The sequence below is a fragment of the Kitasatospora sp. NPDC001527 genome (genome assembly GCF_040298605.1).
Classification (GTDB): domain Bacteria; phylum Actinomycetota; class Actinomycetes; order Streptomycetales; family Streptomycetaceae; genus Kitasatospora.
Window position 1 is genome coordinate 1 of sequence record NZ_JBEPAM010000038.1, and the last position, 17,582, is coordinate 17,582.

General features: G+C 73.3%; 15 protein-coding genes. 5 read left to right on the forward strand and 10 right to left on the reverse strand.

Annotated features, from left to right (window positions below; all coding sequences use genetic code 11):
- A partial coding sequence (locus ABT238_RS27815) for a KR domain-containing protein (RefSeq protein WP_350797148.1) occupies positions 1-74 on the reverse strand: 74 nt, incomplete at its 3' end.
- Between the two features lie 154 nt (positions 75-228).
- Here ABT238_RS27815 and ABT238_RS27820 point away from each other — a divergent pair.
- Positions 229-2,607: an immune inhibitor A domain-containing protein gene (locus ABT238_RS27820; protein ID WP_350796476.1), complete on the forward strand. Its 2,379-nt coding sequence runs from the start codon at positions 229-231 to the stop codon at positions 2,605-2,607.
- A 153-nt stretch (positions 2,608-2,760) separates the two neighbouring features.
- Here the strand turns inward: ABT238_RS27820 and ABT238_RS27825 are convergent, their stop codons facing one another.
- Positions 2,761-4,227, reverse strand: coding sequence for an MFS transporter (locus tag ABT238_RS27825; RefSeq protein ID WP_350796493.1), 1,467 nt, complete (start codon positions 4,225-4,227; stop codon positions 2,761-2,763).
- Between the two features lie 47 nt (positions 4,228-4,274).
- Here ABT238_RS27825 and soxR point away from each other — a divergent pair, with 47 nt between their 5' ends.
- On the forward strand, positions 4,275-4,826 hold the full coding sequence (gene soxR / locus ABT238_RS27830) for a redox-sensitive transcriptional activator SoxR (protein WP_350796508.1): 552 nt from the start codon (positions 4,275-4,277) through the stop codon (positions 4,824-4,826).
- A 289-nt stretch (positions 4,827-5,115) separates the two neighbouring features.
- On the opposite strand, the gene ABT238_RS27835 is transcribed toward soxR, so the two are convergent.
- From ABT238_RS27835 to ABT238_RS27855, 5 genes are read right to left on the reverse strand one after another with little or no spacing between them, the layout of a single operon-like run.
- Complete coding sequence (locus ABT238_RS27835) at positions 5,116-6,093, reverse strand: ABC transporter ATP-binding protein (protein WP_350570802.1); 978 nt, start codon at positions 6,091-6,093, stop codon at positions 5,116-5,118.
- Positions 6,090-7,091: an ABC transporter ATP-binding protein gene (locus ABT238_RS27840; protein ID WP_350570801.1), complete on the reverse strand. Its 1,002-nt coding sequence runs from the start codon at positions 7,089-7,091 to the stop codon at positions 6,090-6,092. The genes ABT238_RS27835 and ABT238_RS27840 overlap by 4 nt, the downstream gene beginning before the upstream one ends.
- The gene (locus ABT238_RS27845; protein ID WP_350570799.1) at positions 7,091-8,077 is read right to left on the reverse strand and encodes an ABC transporter permease; all 987 of its coding nucleotides are present in this window, start codon (positions 8,075-8,077) and stop codon (positions 7,091-7,093) included. Before ABT238_RS27845 ends, ABT238_RS27840 begins: the two co-directional genes overlap by 1 nt.
- Complete coding sequence (locus tag ABT238_RS27850; RefSeq protein ID WP_350570798.1) at positions 8,074-9,036, reverse strand: ABC transporter permease; 963 nt, start codon at positions 9,034-9,036, stop codon at positions 8,074-8,076. Before ABT238_RS27850 ends, ABT238_RS27845 begins: the two co-directional genes overlap by 4 nt.
- A 13-nt stretch (positions 9,037-9,049) precedes the next feature.
- On the reverse strand, positions 9,050-10,807 hold the full coding sequence (locus ABT238_RS27855; protein WP_350570796.1) for an ABC transporter substrate-binding protein: 1,758 nt from the start codon (positions 10,805-10,807) through the stop codon (positions 9,050-9,052).
- A 303-nt stretch (positions 10,808-11,110) separates the two neighbouring features.
- Here ABT238_RS27855 and ABT238_RS27860 point away from each other — a divergent pair, with 303 nt between their 5' ends.
- Entirely contained in the window at positions 11,111-12,514 is a 1,404-nt protein-coding gene (locus tag ABT238_RS27860; protein ID WP_502884378.1) for an aminopeptidase P family protein, read from the forward strand.
- 28 nt (positions 12,515-12,542) lie between these two features.
- On the opposite strand, the gene ABT238_RS27865 is transcribed toward ABT238_RS27860, so the two are convergent.
- The 3 genes from ABT238_RS27865 to ABT238_RS27875 all read right to left on the reverse strand — a co-directional run bounded on the left by ABT238_RS27865 (position 12,543) and on the right by ABT238_RS27875 (position 15,538).
- Positions 12,543-13,580: a nitronate monooxygenase gene (locus tag ABT238_RS27865; protein ID WP_350570793.1), complete on the reverse strand. Its 1,038-nt coding sequence runs from the start codon at positions 13,578-13,580 to the stop codon at positions 12,543-12,545.
- Between the two features lie 81 nt (positions 13,581-13,661).
- Positions 13,662-14,312, reverse strand: a complete 651-nt coding sequence (locus ABT238_RS27870) for a response regulator (RefSeq protein WP_350570792.1) — start codon at positions 14,310-14,312, stop codon at positions 13,662-13,664.
- Positions 14,309-15,538 (reverse strand): sensor histidine kinase, encoded by a 1,230-nt coding sequence (locus ABT238_RS27875; RefSeq protein ID WP_350796616.1) that lies wholly within the window; start codon positions 15,536-15,538, stop codon positions 14,309-14,311. Before ABT238_RS27875 ends, ABT238_RS27870 begins: the two co-directional genes overlap by 4 nt.
- A 162-nt stretch (positions 15,539-15,700) precedes the next feature.
- Here ABT238_RS27875 and ABT238_RS27880 point away from each other — a divergent pair, with 162 nt between their 5' ends.
- Entirely contained in the window at positions 15,701-16,777 is a 1,077-nt protein-coding gene (locus ABT238_RS27880) for an ABC transporter permease (RefSeq protein WP_350797161.1), read from the forward strand.
- Entirely contained in the window at positions 16,774-17,454 is a 681-nt protein-coding gene (locus ABT238_RS27885) for an ABC transporter ATP-binding protein (RefSeq protein ID WP_350570789.1), read from the forward strand. The genes ABT238_RS27880 and ABT238_RS27885 overlap by 4 nt, the downstream gene beginning before the upstream one ends.
- The last annotated feature ends 128 nt before the right edge of the window (positions 17,455-17,582 follow it).

Below are 17,582 nucleotides of genomic sequence, written 5' to 3' on the forward strand. Positions count from 1 at the left end.
AGGTGCTCCACCCCGCCGCGGACCAGCCACCGGGCGACGTGCCCGCCGAGCGCCCCGGTGCCGCCGGTGACCAGCGCGGTGCGCCCGGGGTGCCATCACGGCCCCATCCGGGCCGTGCGGCGCCCGGCTTTTGCCGGGACCGGAGCCCGAAGTCTTCCGTGTGACCCATGACATGTGAAATATTACCTGCGCTCACCCGACCACCCCCGTCCGGAAAGGACCGGTCAGTTGCGCAGACTGTCCGCGGCGTTCGCGGCCGCACTCACCACGAGTGCGATAGCGGCCACCCTCCTCGGGTCCACCGCCGCCCAGGCCGCCTCCCCCACTCCCGCGCCCGCTCTCACCGCCGAGAGCGGCAGCGGCACCGAGGCCGGCGGCCTCGAAGCCCCGCCCGCCCCGCTCGCCCCGCAGGAGCGCGAGCGCCAGTCGCTGCGCACCAAGGCACTGGAGCAGCTCAACAAGGGTGCCGTGGCGAAGACCACCGACCGCCGGGCGCCCGCCAAGGTGCGGGTCGGCAACGACTACGTCCAGCTCGCCCAGCAGCGCAAGGACAAGGTCTTCGTCATCCTCGCCGAGTTCGGCGACCAGGTGGACAACACCACCCTCCACAACGGCCAGCCGCGCTACGGCGGCACCCCCGGCCCGCTGCACAACAGCATCGCCAAGCCGGGCCGGAGCGACAACCACACGCTCTGGAACCAGGACTTCAGCCGGCAGTACTACCAGAAGATGTTCTTCGACGACGCGCCCGGCGCGGTCTCGATGCGCAACTACTACCGCACCCAGTCCTCGGGCCGCTACGACATCGAGGGCACCGTCAGCGACTGGGTCACCCTGCCCTGGAACGAGGCCCGCTACGGCTCCAACAAGGGCCCGCAGGGCTCCGGCGCCTGGACCCAGGGCCAGGAGTTCATCCGGGACGCCGTCAAGGCCTGGTACGACAGCCAGGTCGCCAAGGGCCGCTCGGCCGCCGACGTCAAGGCCGAGCTGGCCCAGTACGACGTCTACGACCGCTACGACCACGACAAGAACGGCGAGTTCGCCCAGCCCGACGGCTACCTCGACAACGTCATCGTGGTGCACGCCGGCGTCGACGAGACCTGGGGCGGCGGCGCGCAGGGCGCCGACGCGCTGTGGGCGCACCGCAGCTGGACCCTCCCCGACCCGACCGGCCAGGTCGGCCCGGAGGGCAACAAGATCGGCGGCGCGCCCGTCGGCGACAGCGGCCTGTACGTCTACGACTACGTCCAGGCGGGCGAGAACAGCGGCGTCGGCCTGTTCTCCCACGAGTTCGGCCACAACCTCGGCCTGCCCGACCTGTACAGCACCACCGGCGGCGACAACAGCGTCAACTTCTGGTCGCTGATGTCCTCCGGCTCGTACCTGGGCAAGGGCAAGAACACCACCGGCGCCTACCCCGGTGACCTCGACGCCTGGAGCAAGCTGCAGTTCGGCTGGCTCAACTACGACGAGGCGCAGGCCGCCACCCGCTCCAGCCACGCCCTCGGCGTCAGCGGCTACAACACCGACCAGGCACAGGCCGTGCTGGTCCACCTGCCGGACAGCACCACCAGCACCGACCTCGCCGACCCGCGCGAGGGCGGCAAGCAGTGGTGGAGCCAGACCGGCGACGACCTGGACAACGCGCTGGCCCGCGACGTCGACCTGACCTCGGTCACCGGCCCGGCCGCCCTCGACGCGGCGATCTGGTACGACGTCGAGCAGGACTACGACTTCCTGACCGTCGAGGCCTCCACCGACGGCGGCAAGCGCTGGACCGCCCTGCCCGGCACCGTGGACGGCGCCCCGATCGGCAACACCAGCGCCAACGTCCCCGGCCTGAGCGGCACTTCGGGCGCCTACCGGCAGCTGCACATCCCGCTGGACGGCTACGCCGGCAAGAACGTCAGGCTCCGCTTCCACGTCACCTCGGACAACAACACCCACGGCAAGGGCGTCCTGGTCGACGCGGTGAAGATCACCGCCGGCGGCACCGAGCTGTTCGCCGACGGCGCCGAGAACGGCACCGCGGACTGGGTCAGCACCGGCTTCACCATCGTGACCGGCCGCACCTTCGTCAAGCAGCACCCGCGCGCCTACCTGGTGGAGAACCGCCGCTACAGCGGCTTCGGCGAGTTCCTGAAGACCGGGCCGTACAACTTCGGCTACTCCGGCGTCGAGGGCAAGAAGGACATCGTCGACAACTACCCGTACCAGGAGGGCGTGCTCGTCTGGCTCTGGGACACCGCGTACGGCGACAACAACACCAAGGACCACCCGGGCGGCGGCCTGATCCTGCCGATCGACGCCCGCCCGACCCCGATCCGCTTCGCCGACGGCACCCTGGTCAACGGCCGGGCGCAGACCTACGACGCGACCTTCTCGCTCAAGCCGACCACCGCGTTCACCCTGCACAAGTCAGGCGTCCCGGTGCGCATCGGGTCCAAGCCGGCCGTGCCGGTCTTCAACGACCACAGCGGCGTCTACCGCGACCCGGCCACCCCGCTGCTCGCGGTGAACGTCCCGGACACCAACACCAAGATCGAGGTCGTCCGCGAGGCCCAGGGCGGGCGGATCACCACCGTCCGGGTCGGCCCCGCGTCCTGACCCCAGCACCCCCGGTGTCCTGAGCACCGGGTCTCCCGTGGAAGACAGGTACCGCGGAAGAACGGCCGCCCCGACCCTCCCCCACGGAGGGCCGGGGCGGCCGCGCGCGTCCCCCGGGTGCGGAGCTCAGCGCGCGTCCCCCGGGTGCGGAGCTCAGCGCGCGTCCGGACACCCCCGGCGCAGGCTCAGCGCCGCGGTCGCGGTGCCGAACACGGTCAGCGCGCCGAGCCCGAAGACCATGTACCGGGCCCCGTCCAGCGTCGAGTCCCCGCCGATGCTCACCAGCGTCCCCGCCAGCGCCGAGCTCACCGAGAAGGCGATCAGCTGGGTGGTGTTGAGCCCGGCCGCCGCCTTGGCCCCCTCCGCCTCGTCGTCCGTGCTGCGCATCGCCGTGACGCTCAGGTGCGGGAAGGCGACCCCGATGCCCGTGCCGCCCGCGACCAGCACCACCGCCCACAGCAGCACCCGCCCGCCGGACGCCGAGCCCGTCTGCAGCAGGCCGTACGCCAGCAGGCCCGCCGTGAGCACCGCCGGACCGAGCCGGATCGCCAGCTCCCGGGCCCGCTCCGAGCCCAGGTTGACGCTGAACAGCTGCGCGGACGTCCAGCCCGCCGAGACCGTCGCCCCCAGGAACCCGGCCGCCAGCGGGCTGAGCCCGCCCAGCTCCTGGCCGAACAGCGGGATGAAGGTCTCCGTCATCACGCCGGTGCAGTACACGGCGACGGTCAGGTAGATCCACTTCAGGTGGTTGCCGCGCCGGTAGGTCAGCTTCGGCAGGACGGTCGCCGCCCCGCCGCGCTCCGCCAGCACGAAGCCGGCCAGCAGCGCCAGGCCCACCACGATGCACAGCACCGTCGCCCAGCCGCGCGGCACCGTCGAACTGATGCTGAAGGTGGCCGCCGCCAGCGTCAGCAGCACCAGCGAGGCCAGTGGCAGCGGCTCGGCGGACCGTCCGGTGCCGGACGGCCCCGGCAGCGAGCGCCGGGCCAGCACCGCCAGCACCACGGCCGCTGCCAGGAGCAGCGCGTACGCCCCGCGCCACAGGCCCAGTTCGGCGAAGAGCCCGCCCAGCGAGGGGCCGACCAGGGTGCCCACGCCCCACATCGCGGACACCAGTCCGGCGGCCCTGGTCCACAGCCGCTCCGGGAACGCGGTGCGGATCACCGCGTAGCCGAGCCCGGCCATCAGCCCGCCGCCCAGGCCCTGGACGATCCGGCCGACGATCAGCGCCTCGATCGTCGGGCTGACCGCGGTCAGCCCCGCGCCGCCGGCGAACACCAGGAAGCCGGTCAGATAGGCGCGCGAGGGCCCCAGCCGGGCCAGCATCCGGCTGACCAGCATCGCGGCGATCACCGCGGCGATCAGGAAGCCGGTCGCCACCCACGCGTAGTAGCGGGCGCCGCCGATGTCCTCGACGATCGAGGGCAGCAGGGCGGCGGTGAAGTAGAGGTTCATCGCGTACAGCGCGACGCCGCCGGCGAGGATCGAGGCCTGGGCGGCGAACTGCCGGGAGAACAGTTCGCCCCAGCCGCCGGAGGACGTCGGCGGCTCCGCCTCCGGAGCGTGACGTCCCTGGTCGGAGGGGGTGGCAGTGGTCCGGGCGGACGAGGAGTCGGTCACGCCTCGGTACGCTAGTAGTTCAACAGAGCTTGAAGTCAAGGATGCCCATGGACCGCGCCACGGACGCCGCGCAGGGCGCGGAGGACAGGCCCCGCCCGATCGATCTGCTGACCGTCGGCGAGGTCGCCCGGCGGGCCGGCGTGGCCGCCTCGGCGGTGCGGTTCTACGAGGAGCAGGGGCTGATCGCCTCCGAGCGGACGTCCGGCAACCAGCGCCGCTACCACCGGCACGTGCTGCGCCGGCTCTCGCTGATCCTGGTCGCCAAGCGGCTCGGCATCCCGCTGTCGGAGGTGGCCGAGGTGTTCGCCGGCCTGCCCGCCGAGCGGATGCCGGACAAGCGCGACTGGGAGCGGATCTCGCGCCGCTGGGCGGCGCTGCTCGCGGCCCGGCGCCGGGAGATCGAGCGGCTGGAGGAGGAGCTGACCGGCTGCATCGGCTGCGGCTGCCTCTCGCTGCGCCGCTGCCGGGTGCTCAATCCGCGCGACGCGCTGGCCGCCGACGGCCCCGGCCCGCGCCGGCTGCCCTCCGAGGAGCCCGACCCGCCCGGCCGGCTCGACCGGGACAGCCGGAACCGCCGGGCCGGCCGACTGAGGCCGTGAACGCCGCACGGGCCCGCCAGGACCGACGACCCAGGTCGGCCCCGGCAGGCCCGGCGCACCCGGCCGACCCTTCAGGAGGTCGGCCGGGTGGAGACCCGGCCGGGCGCGGCCCTCATCAGGCTCCCCGCCGCGCCCGGCCGGGCGTTCGGTGCGCGAGCGGGCATGCTGCTCGCGCGGTGTGGTGCCGTACCGTCCGCGTGGGGGTGGTTCGGACGGTACGGCGGTCGGAACGCGACCGGGGGCGCGCCCAGTGGCAGGCGCCCGCGGCCGCGGGACCGTGGATCCCGGGTCAGTTCTCCGGGAAGTGGCAGGCCGCCTCGCGGCCGCCCGGACCGGCGATCTGCAGCAGCGGTCGCTCGGAGCGGCAGATCTCCTGGGCCTTCGGGCAGCGCGGGTGGAAACTGCACCCGGGCGGCGGGTCGGCCGGGCTCGGCGGGTCGCCGAGCAGCACGATCCGCTCGCGCGCCCGCTCCGCCGCCGGGTCGGGCAGCGGCACCGCGGAGAGCAGCGCCTTGGTGTAGGGGTGCGCGGGGTTGCCGTACACCTGGTGCTTGTCGCCGATCTCGACGATCCGCCCGAGGTACATCACCGCGACCCGGTCGCAGACCCGCTTGACCACCGAGAGGTCGTGCGCGATGAAGATGTACGCCAGCCCCAGCTCGTCCTGGAGCCGCTCCATCAGGTTGACCACCTGGGCCTGGATGGAGACGTCCAGCGCGGAGACCGGCTCGTCGGCGACCACCAGCCGGGGCGAGGTGGCCAGCGAGCGGGCGATGCCGATGCGCTGGGCCTGGCCGCCGGAGAACTCGTGCGGGTAGCGGTCCAGGTGCTCGGGGATGAGGCCGACCAGCTCCATCAGCTCGGCGGCCCGCTTGCGCGCGTCGGCCGCGCCGGTGCCCTGGACCAGCAGCGGCTCGGAGATGATCCGGGCCACCGTCTGGCGGGGGTTGAGCGAGGAGTACGGGTCCTGGAACACCATCTGCAGGTGCTTGCGGTGCGGGCGCAGCTGGGCCTGGCTCAGGCCGCCGATCTCGGTGCCGTCGAAGTTGACGCTGCCCGAGGTCGGGTCGATCAGCCGGACGATCATGCGGCCGGTGGTGGACTTGCCGCAGCCGGACTCGCCGACCAGGCCCAGCGTCTCGCCGGCGCCGACGTCGAAGCTGACGCCGTCCACCGCCCGGATCGGGGCGCCGGCCTTGCCGGTGCGCGAGCGGCGGCCGGGGAAGGTCTTCACCAGGTCCCGGACCGTCAGCAGGGGTTCGGTCATCCCAGGGCTCCTTCCGGCACCAGCGGCAGGTGACAGGCGGCCTGGTGGCCGGGGGCGAGCGGGCCGAAGCCGGGCCGCTCGGACAGGCAGCGGGCGTGTTCCTCGGCGGTGGCGGCGGTGGTGCGGACGCAGCGCGGGGCGAAGGAGCAGCCGGGGGCGGGGGCGATCAGCGACGGCGGGCTGCCGGGGATGGCCCGCAGCGGGGCGTCGTCGGTGTCGTCCAGACGGGGCAGCGAGTCGAGCAGCCCTCGGGTGTACGGGTGCGCGGGGGCGGCGAACAGCCGGTCCACGTGCGCCTGCTCGGCGGCGCGGCCGCCGTACATGACGAGCACCTCGTGGGCGACCCGGGCGACCACGCCGAGGTCGTGGGTGATCATCACGACGCCGAGGCCGCGCTCCTGCTGGATCCGGGCGATCAGATCGAGGATCTGGGCCTGGACGGTGACGTCGAGCGCGGTGGTCGGCTCGTCGGCGATCAGCAGGTCGGGCTCGCAGGCGAGCGCCATGGCGATCATGACGCGCTGGCGCATGCCGCCGGAGAACTGGTGCGGGTACTCGTCGACCCGGCGGGCCGGCTCGGGGATGCCCACCTCGGCGAGCATCTCGATCGCGCGCTGCCGCCCGGCCTTGCGGGAGGCCTTGAAGTGCACCCGGTAGTGCTCGGCGATCTGCTCCCCGACCGGGTAGAAGGGGTGCAGGCTGGAGAGCGGGTCCTGGAAGATCATGGCGATCCGCCGGCCCCGGATGGTACCGAGTTCGCGCTCCCCGAGCCCGTTGAGCTCCTGGCCGTTGAGCCGGATCGAGCCGGTGACGGCGGCGCCGCGGTGCAGGCCCATGACGGCGAGCGAGGTGACGGACTTTCCGCTGCCGGACTCGCCGACCAGGCCGAGGGTCTGGCCGGCCTCGACGGCGAAGCTGATGCCGTCGACGGCCCGGACGGTGCCGCGCGGGGTGTCGAAGGAGACCTTGAGGTCCTCGACCTCCAACAGTGCGGTCATCAGTACCTCACTCTCGGGTCGACGTACGCGTAGAGCACGTCGACCAGCAGGTTCGCGACGACGATGAAGAAGGCCGCGAGCAACGTGACGCCGAGGATGACGGGCTGGTCGGAGCGGAGCAGACCGTCGTAGAAGAGCCGTCCGATGCCGGGCAGACCGAAGATCGACTCGGTGATGACGGCGCCGGCGAGCAGGCCGCCGAGGTCCATGCCGAAGATGGTGAGGATCGGCGTCATACCGGAGCGCAGGCCGTGCTTGACGGTGACGGTGCGCGACGGCATGCCCTTGGCGCGGGCCGTGCGGATGTACGGCTCCGCCATCGCCTCGATCATCGAGTTGCGGCTCTGCCGGGCGTACTGTGCCGCGTACAGCAGGGCCAGCGCGATCCACGGCAGCAGCAGGTTCGAGGCCCACTCGAACGGGCCGTCGGTGAACTTGTGGTACGAGGGGTAGGGCAGCAGACCGGCGCTGCGGACGACGCCCCAGATCAGCATGACCGAGGTGAAGTAGACCGGCAGCGAGGCGGTGCCGACCGAGAGCACCATCAGGACCTTGTCGGCCGGCTTGCCCTTGCGCAGCGCCGAGGTGACGCCGGCGCCCAGGCCGAGGACCAGCCAGAGCACGGCCGCACCGAGGGCGAGCGAGACGGAGACCGGCAGGCGGTCGACGAGCAGGTCCCAGACCGGAAGCGAGTACTCGTAGGAGTAGCCGAGGCAGGGGAAGCCGCAGTGCACGGCGCTGGGGCCGCTGCCGTAGTCGCGGCCGGCCACGATGCCGACCAGGTAGGTGCCGAACTGCTCCCAGATCGGCTTGTCCAGGCCCATCGCCGCCTTGACCTCGGCGAGCCGGTCGGGGCTGCAGGTCTTGCCGCAGGCGGCCGCGGCCGGGTCGTTGGGCAGCAGGTAGAAGATGGTGAAGGTGATGGCACAGATGGCCAGCAGGATGCCGGCCACGCCGATCAGCCGGCGGCCGAGGTAGAGGATCACGACCGGCCTCCCCGGGGGTCGAGGATGTCCCGCAGCGCGTCGCCGAGCAGGGTGAACGCCAGTACCGCGATGAAGAGGAAGACCGTCGGGATCAGGAAGTACGTCGGGTCGGTCTCGTAGTGCACGATCGACTCGGCGATCATCTGGCCCCACGAGGCCGTGGGCGGCCGGACGCCGACACCCAGGTAGGAGAGCGCGGCCTCGGTGGCGATCATGCCGGGGATCAGCAGCGTGGTGTACGCGATGATCGGGCCGGAGACGTTCGGCAGGATCTCCCTGGTGAGGATGCGCCAGGAACGCGCGCCGCCGACCTTGGCGGCCTCGACGTACTCGCGGTGCTTGAGCGACAGGGTCTGGCCGCGGACCACGCGGGCGATGCCGGGCCAGCCGAACAGGCCGATCACCGCGGTCATCAGCACGATCCGGTTGACGTCCTTGGCCACCGACATCATCGCGATCATGAAGATCAGCGAGGGGAAGGACATGGTGAGGTCCATCAGCCGGGAGAGCAGGGCGTCGACCCGGCCGCCGAAGTAGCCGGCGGCGATGCCGGCCAGGGTGCCGGCGATCACGACCACCGCGGTGGCGACGAAGGCGATCAGCAGCGACACCTGGCCGCCGTGCAGGACCCGGGCGAACAGGTCGCGACCGGTGACCGGCTCGACACCGAGCCAGTGCCGGGCGCCGATGCCGCCGAAGTCGCCCTTGGGTACGCCGCCCAGGTAGGGATCGATGGCGCGCTTGTCGAACTCCTCGGGGGACCAGCCGCCGAGGGCGCTCAGCGGGCCGGCCAGCACGGCCAGCAGGACCAGGACGGCGACGGTGATCAGGCCGAACCGGGCGGAGCCCTTGGCCCAGAGCTGGTCCCAGACCAGCCGCCAGGGCCCGCGCCCGGAGGCCTTCGCGGGGCCCGCCGCCGCGACGGGCGCGGCGGCGGGCTCGATGGAAGTGCTACTCATTGCGGAGGTTCCCTCAGCCCTGGCTCTTCGAGGGGTCCTTGAGGCCGATCACGGCCATGTCGAGCATTCCGGCGTAGCCGGAGTTGCCGAACGCGCCGGCCACGTTGTTGCCGACCAGCAGCGCGCGGCGCTGCCACATCAGCGGCACGGCCGGAGCCTTCTTCATGAGGTCCTCGTCCAGCTTCTGCCAGGCCTTGTTGGCCTCGTTGACGTCCGTCAGGGTCGCGATGCGGTCCATCTCGTCCATCGTGGCCTGGTCGCGGAACTGGCTGTAGTTGCCCTGGTTGCCCTTCTCCTTGATGGTGCGACCGTCGAAGATGAAGGGCAGGAAGGTCGCGCCGGACGGGTAGTCCGGGCACCAGCCGTTGATGGTCAGCTCGGGGGCGTTCTTGGTGTCGCCGAGGGTGTCGGTGAAGGCGGACGGGTCGACGGTGTTGACGGTGACCTGGACGCCGGCCTTGGACAGCGACTGCTGAATGGCCTCACCGCGGGTCTTGTCACCGAGCGAGACGGTGAGCGAGACCTTGAGGTCGGTCTTGCCGGCCGCCTTCAGCAGCTCCTTGGCCTTCTCGGGGTCGCCGGTGGCCGGGATCTGCAGCGGGTCGGCCTTCTGACCGCCGGTCAGCGACGGCGGCAGGTAGGAGGTGGCGACCTCGGCCAGCGCGGGGCCGCCCCACGCGGTGACCTGGGCCTCGCGGTCGACGGCGTACATGATCGCCTCGCGCACCTTCGGGTCGTCGAAGGGGGCCTTGGAGGTGTTCATGTACAGGTTGTCGGTGCAGCCGGTGCGCTCGGCCACCATGCGGGCCTTGACGTCCGCCTTGGGCAGCACCTTCGGCACGGACTCCGGGCGCATCCACGGCATCTCGATCGAGGAGGCGTCGGCGCCCTCGCTGGCGATGATCCGGTCGTCGACCTGGCCGCCCTTGAGACCCTGGGTCACCACGATCTTGTCCGGGTAGGCCTTGCGGACCGTGTCGGTACCGGCCTCCCAGTTGGTGTTGCGGACCAGCACCAGCTGCTTGCCGCGGTCGTAGGACTCGATCTTGTACGGGCCGGAGGAGAACGGCCGGGTGTCGTACTGGGTGCCCTTCTCCTGGGCCGGCGGGACCGGCGCGAAGGTCGGCAGGGTGGCCGTGTAGGAGAACTCCGCGACCGGACGCTTGAGGTGGAAGATGATCGTCTTGTCGTCGGGCGTCTCGATGCTCGGCAGGTGCTCGCCGGTCAGCGGGCCCTTGTAGTTCTCGCCACCGGCCAGGTACTGGACGGCGTAGTCGGGACCGCCGGTGAGGTCCGGGGAGAACGAGCGCTCGACGTTGTATTTGATGTCGGAGGCCTTGATCGGGGTGCCGTCCTCGTACTTCAGACCGTCCTTCAGGGTGAAGGTCCAGGTCTTGCCACCGTCGGACGGGCGGCCGACGTCGGTGGCGAGGTCGGGGACGATCTCACTGCCGGCGGCGCCCGGCTCGGCCTTGAAGGTGACCAGGGTCCGGTAGATCAGCCGGGTACCGAAGTCCATCTGCGGCAGGGTCCAGTTGCGTGCCGGGTCGAGGTGGGCGAAGTCCTGGTTGGTCAGCACGGTCAGGGTGCCGCCCTTGACCGGCGTACCGCCGACGATCGTCCCGTTCTCGGCGCCCGGGCCCTTGGTGGAGGTGGCGGCGGCATCGCCGGAGCCGTCGTCGCCCTTGTCCTTGTTGCCGCAGGCCCCGAGGCCGAGGGTGAGTGCCGCCGCGATGGCCGCCGCGAGGGCGGTCTGGGTACGCCTGTTCATATCTTGACTCCGCAGTGGGGGGCCCGCCGTGAAGGCCCGTCGTCCGCCCCGGGGGTGGATCCGGGACCAGCCTCGGAGGGCGACCTCTGCGGGTCTAGCCGCTCCGCGGTGTGACCCGTAACATAGTAATGTGAAATTGCACTGCACAAGAGGTGACGCCACCCGTTACCGAGCTGTGTCCGTGCCACCCCCACCTCCCCGAAATCCGCACCACCCGCTTAGGAGCACCCGGTGACCCTCCGTCAGACCGGCCTCAACACCGGAAGCCACGACCTCCCCGTCTCCCCCGCTCTCAACGCCTTCATGGGTACCTCCTGGGCACCCACCCCGCTCCCGGCCGACGACCGCGTCCCCGGCTTCGCGGTGACCCCCGGCCGCCGCAGCCGGCTCTCCGCCGCCTTCCCCGGCGAGCGCCTGATCGTCCCGGCCGGCACCCTCAAGGTCCGCAGCAACGACTGCGACTACCGCTTCCGCCCGCACAGCGCCTACGCCTGGCTCACCGGCCTCACCGGCGAGGACCAGGTCGGCCACGTCCTCGTCCTGGAGCCGACCGGCCCCGACGGCCACGAGCCCGTCCTCTACCTGCGCCCCCGCTCCCCGCGCGGCGGCGACCCGGTGCGCGGCGCCGAGTTCTTCCGCGACCGCCGCTACGGCGAGTTCTGGGTCGGCCGCCGCCCCGACCTCGCCGAGGCCTCCCGGCTCACCGGCGTGCGCGTCGAGCACCTCGACGAGCTGGACAAGCTGCTCACCGGCCCGCAGCCCGCCACCCGCGTCCTCACCGGTGTCGACCCCGCGCTCGACGCCGCCACCGGCCGCCCCGGCGCCGCCGAACTCGGCCAGGGCGACGGCCTGTTCTCCGCCGTGCTGTCCGAGCTGCGGCTGGTCAAGGACACCTGGGAGGTCGAGCAGCTCCAGCTCTCCGTCGACCACACCGTCCTCGGCTTCGAGGACGTCGTGCGCGCCCTGCCCACCGCGCTGCGCCACCACCGCGGCGAGCGCTGGATCGAGGGCGTGTTCAACCTGCGCGCCCGCGCCGAGGGCAACGGCATCGGCTACGAGACCATCGCCGCCTCCGGCGCCCACGCCTGCGTCCTGCACTGGATCCGCAACGACGGCGCCCTCGACCCCAACGCTCTGCTGCTGCTCGACGCCGGCGTGGAGACCGACACCCTCTACACCGCCGACATCACCCGCACCCTCCCGCTCAGCGGCACCTTCACCCCCGTCCAGCGGCAGGCCTACGAACTCGTCCTCGCCGCCCAGCAGGCCGGCATCGACGCGCTGCGCCCCGGCGCCCGCTTCCGCGACTTCCACTCCGCGGCCGCCCGCGTCATCGCCGAGGGCCTCGCCGACTGGGGCGTCCTGCCGGTCAGCGCCGAGGAGGCGCTCGCCGACGACAGCGGCCTCTACCGCCGCTACACCCTCTGCGGCACCGGCCACATGCTCGGCCTCGACGTCCACGACTGCGCCAAGGCCCGCGCCGAGACGTACCTGGACGGCGTGCTGGAGGAGGGCCACGTGCTCACCGTCGAGCCCGGCCTCTACCTCCAGCCCGACGACGAGACGCTGCCCGCCGAACTGCGCGGCCTCGGCATCCGGATCGAGGACGACCTCGTCATCACCGCCGACGGCGCGCGCCTGATGTCCGGCGCGCTGCCCCGCACGGTGCCGGCCATCGAGGCCTGGATGGCCGGCCTGCTCGGCTGATCCCCCGCGTTCCCGTGGCCGCCGGGTCTCACAGCCCGGCGGCCCGGGCGTCCTTCCACAACTCCCCGACCAGCTCCGCCGCCGGGCCGCTGCGCGCCGCCCGGTGACCCGTCCCCGCCCACAGGTGCATCGCCTGCGTGTCACCGCGCCGGGCCGCCGCCGCGCGCAGCGGCTGGGTCAGGTAGTGGACGTCCGGGTAGGCGGCGGGCGCGTACGCGTCGAACCGGTCGACGAAGTCGTTGCGCAGCGCCCGGGCCGGGCGGCCGGTGAACGCCCGGGTCACCGCCGTCGTGTCGAACTCCGTCAGCGCCGCGCGGTGTGCCGCCGTCGTCCCGGCCTCGTCCGCGCGCAGCAGCGCCGTCCCCAGCTGCACCGCCACCGCCCCGGACCGCAGCGCGGCCGCGATCGCCGCACCGTCCGACAGCCCGCCGGCCGCGACCAGCGGCAGCCCGGTCACCGCCCGGACGGCGGCCAGCAGGTCGAGCAGCGGCAGGTCCCCGGGGCGGTCCGCCGTCCGGTGGGTGCCGCGGTGCCCGCCGGCCTCCGGCCCCTGCACGACCAGCGCGTCCATCCCGGCCGTCTCGGCGCGCCGTGCCTCCTCCGGCGTGGTCACCGTGCCGACCTGGAAGGTGCCCGCCGCCCGCAGCGCCCGCGCCTCCTCGGCGGAGGGCAGCCCGAAGGTGTACGACACCACCGGGACCAGGCCGGGCTCGGCGAGCAGCGCGGCGATCTTGGCGTCCCAGTCGTCCCGGTCCGGCGCGATCGCCTCCGGCAGGGTCACGCCGTGCCTGTCGGCCTCCGGCCGCAGCCGCTCCCGGTAGGCGGCGACGGCCGCCGGGTCGCCGGGCCCGGCCGGCACGAACAGGTTCAGGCCGAACGGGCGGTCCGTCAGTTCCCGGACGCGGTGGACCTGTTCGAGCGTGGCCGCGGCGCTCCGGTACCCGGCGGCGAGGTAGCCGAGCCCGCCCGCCCCGCTCACGGCGGCCGCCAGCTCCGGCGTCGACGGGCCGCCGGCCATCGGGGCGGCGATCACGGGCAGGGGGAGTTCGTCGAGTCGCACGGCCATCCGGGGATCCTCCACTCACACGGCGCACCGGGGTTCTCGGGCTGCCCGCCCACCCTACGCCCGGGGTCGACCCGCGCCGGTTCAACCCCCGCGCCGGATCAGCCCCCGCGCCCGCGCCTCCCGCACCGCCGCCGTCCGCGACTCCACGCCCAGCTTCGTGTAGATGTGCACCAGGTGCGACTTCACCGTGGCCAGGCTCAGCTGCAGCCGGCGGCTGATCGCCTGGTTGGTCAGCCCGTCCGCGACCAGCCCCAGCACCTCGGTCTCGCGCACGCTCAGCGCCGCCGCGGGCGTGCGCATCCGCTCCAGCAGCCGGTCCGCCACCGTCGGCGCCAGCGCCGTCCGCCCCGCCGCCGCGGACCGCACGGCCCGCGCCAGCTCCTCCGGCGGCGCGTCCTTCAGCAGGTACCCGGTGGCCCCGGCCTCCAGCGCCGGCAGGGTGTCCGCGTCGGTGTCGTACGTGGTCACCACCAGCACCCGCGGCGCGCCCGCGCCCCGCGCGGTGATCGCGGCGGTGGCCTGCGCGCCGTTCATCGCCGAGCCGGGCCCGAACTGCAGGTCCATCAGCACCACGTCGACCTCGGCCTCCGCCGCCAGCTCCACGGCACGCTCGGCGGTCGCGGCCTCCGCGACGATCACGAAGTCCGGCTCGCTCTCCAGGACGGCCCGCAGCCCGGCCCTGACCACCGGGTGGTCGTCGGCGAGCAGCAGGCGGATCACACCCTCGGTCACGGGGACTCCTCAGTCGAAGCGCCGGAAGCACCGGGCACCGGCAGCAGCACGGCGAGCGCCGTGCCCTCCGCCGGCGCGGACTCCACCGCGAAGGTACCGCCGAGCGCCCGCGCCCGGGCCCGCATCGACGGCAGCCCGAAGCCGCCCTCGCCCTCCGCTGCCGCCGCCGGTCCTCGGACGGCCGCCGGGTCGAACCCCGCCCCGTCGTCCACCACGTCCAGCGACACCTCCCCCGCCATGAAGCTCAGCGTCACCTCCGCGTGCGTCGCCCCGGCGTGCCGCACGGTGTTCCCGAGCGCCGACTGGGCGATCCGCAGCAGCGCCACCTCGTGCGGCACCGGCAGCCGGACCCGCTCGCCGCAGACGTGCAGCCGCACCGGCAGCCCGCTGCGCGCCGAGGTCGTCGCGCACAGCCGCTCCAGGGCGACCGGCAGCGTGTCGCTCTCCAGCGCCGGCGGGGTGAGCGCGCGCACGAAGCGGCGGGCCTCGTCGAGGTTGTCCTGCGCGGCCTGCCGGGCCTGCTCGACGTACTCGGCGGCGGCGTCGGTGCGCTCCGGCAGGGCGCGCTGCGCGGCCCGCAGCAGCAGTTGGATGCTGGTGAGGCTCTGCGCGAGGGTGTCGTGGATCTCCCGGGCGAGCCGTTCGCGCTCGGCGAGAACACCGGCCGCGTGGTGGGCCGCGGCGAGGTCGGCCCGGGCCGCGGTGAGCTCGTCGATGAGGCGGCGGCGCTCCTCGCTCTCCCGGTAGAGCGCCTGGTAGCCGTACACGGTCGCGGTGGCCACGGCGGCGCCCAGCAGCGGCCCGATGGCCGCGGCCAGGCTCACGTCGTGCTGGTGCGCGGAGTACGCGGCGATCGAGGCCACCGCGGTGAGCCCGACCGCGGCCAGGCCGGCGCGCCGGCCGAGCAGGTGCAGCTCCAGGAAGTACAGCGGGAAGGCCAGCCAGACGCCGTCCTGGGAGACGACCAGCACGCCCGCCCAGGTGATGCCGAGCAGCGCCAGCCAGAGCCCGGCGGCCCGGCGGGAGCGGCCGACGGCCGCGATCAGGGGTCCGGCGGTGTAGACCGCGGCCATCGCGGTGGCGGCGGCCGTGACGGCCGCCGGGTCGCCGCCCCGCCCGGCCAGGGCCCGGGCGACGGCGAGTGCCAGCAGGCCCGCCACCAGCAGGTGCAGGCAGACCTGGAGTACGCGGGCGACGGGAGTGGTACGGGGTCGATCGGTCGCCATCCGTCCAGCGTAAGGCGCATGCCGCCGACCGGCATCAATCAAAAGGTTGAACTCGGATTCTGCCCTTCGATGCCGAGGATCCAATCCCCGGTGCGATGCCCGAGGGCCCCTCTTTCGACGAACCTCGTCAGTGTCGCAGTGGATCGAGCGGAAGGGCTTGTGGTGTTCGTCGCCTGGAGGGATCTGAGGTTCGCCAAGGGGCGGTTCGCCCTGATGGGAACCGTCATCGTACTGATCACGGTGCTGGTCGGGCTGCTGTCCGGCCTGACCGCCGGGCTGGGCCGGCAGAACATCTCGGCGATCACCGGCCTGCCCGCCGACCACCTGGCCTTCGGCCGGCCCGCCGACGGGCAGAAGCTGTCGTTCACCGACTCCCAGGTCACCCCCGAGCAGTGGCAGGGCTGGGCCCGGACCCCGGGCGTCACCGACGCCCAGCCGCTCGGCATCGCCACCACCAAGGCGGCGGCCGGTCCGCGCACCGCCGCGGTCTCCGTCTTCGGCGCGCCCGACGGCTCCACGCTCGCCCCGCAGGGCTCCGCCCTCTCCCCGGGCCGGGCGGTGCTGTCGCAGACCGCCGCCGAGGACCTCGGCGGGCTGCACCCCGGCGACGCGTTCACCGTCGCCGGCCACCCGCTGACGGTCGCGGCCGTCTCCGGTGACGCCTCCTACAGCCACACCCCGGTCGTCTGGACCACCCTCGCCGACTGGCAGCAGTCCGCCCCGGGCGGCGCCGGCCACGCCACCGTGGTCGCGCTCACCACCGACGAGAACGCCGACCTGGACGCCGCCGACGCCGCGCTCGGCACCGAGACCGGCACCCGGGACGACGCGCTCGCCGCGATCGGCTCCTACACCTCCGAGAACGGCTCGCTGCAGCTGATGCGGGGCTTCCTGTTCGCCATCTCCGCCCTGGTGATCGGCGCGTTCTTCACGGTCTGGACGATCCAGCGCAGCGGCGACATCGCCGTCCTCAAGGCGCTCGGCGCCTCCACCCGCTACCTGCTGCGCGACGCGCTCGGACAGGCCGTCGTCCTGCTGCTGCTCGGCACCGCGCTCGGCACCGCCGTCGCCGCCGGCCTCGGCGCGCTGATCGGCTCCGCCGTCCCGTTCGTCCTGGACGCCCCGACCGTCCTGGTGCCCGCCGTCGTCATGATCGCGCTCGGCGCGGTCGGCGCGGCCCTGTCCGTCCGCCGCATCACCGCCGTCGACCCGCTGACCGCCCTGGGGAGCGCCCGATGACCCTTCTTCTCGACCACGTCACCCTCACCTACCCGGACGGCGACGGCCGGCTGACCGCCCTCGACGACGTCTCGCTGACCGTCCCGAAGGGCACGCTCACCGCCGTGGTGGGCCCGTCCGGCTCGGGCAAGTCCAGCCTGCTGGCGGTCGCCGCGACGCTCATCGCCCCCGACTCCGGCCGGGTGGTGGTGGACGGCACGGACACCACCGGCCTGAGCCGCACCGCGCTGACGGCGCTGCGCCGCGACCGGATCGGCATCGTCTTCCAGCAGCCCAACCTGCTGCCCTCGCTCACCGCCGTCGAGCAGCTGCAGGTGATGGCCCACCTGGACGGCCGCGCACCGCGCACCGCCCTCCCCCGGGCCCTGGAGCTGCTGGACGCCGTCGGCCTGCGCGACCAGGCGGGCCGCCGCCCGCACCAGCTCTCCGGTGGTCAGCGCCAGCGCGTCAACATCGCCCGCGCGCTGATGAACGACCCCACCGTCCTCCTGGTCGACGAGCCCACCAGCGCCCTCGACCACGAACGCGGCGCCGCCGTCCTGGACCTGCTCACCACCCTCACCCACCAGCGCGCCACCGCCACCGTCCTGGTCACCCACGACCGCACCCACCTGACCGCCGTCGACCAGGTCGCCGAAGTCCACGACGGCCGTCTGACGGTCCCCGCCGCGGTGTGACCACTTCGTGGCGGCCAGCACGTCGTCCACCGACAGGGGCACCGACGCCCCGATGGACTCGGGCAGCACGAACGTCCGCCCGGGGTGGTGGACGGCGTGCACCCGGTACTCGCCGTCCTGCGGGTCGG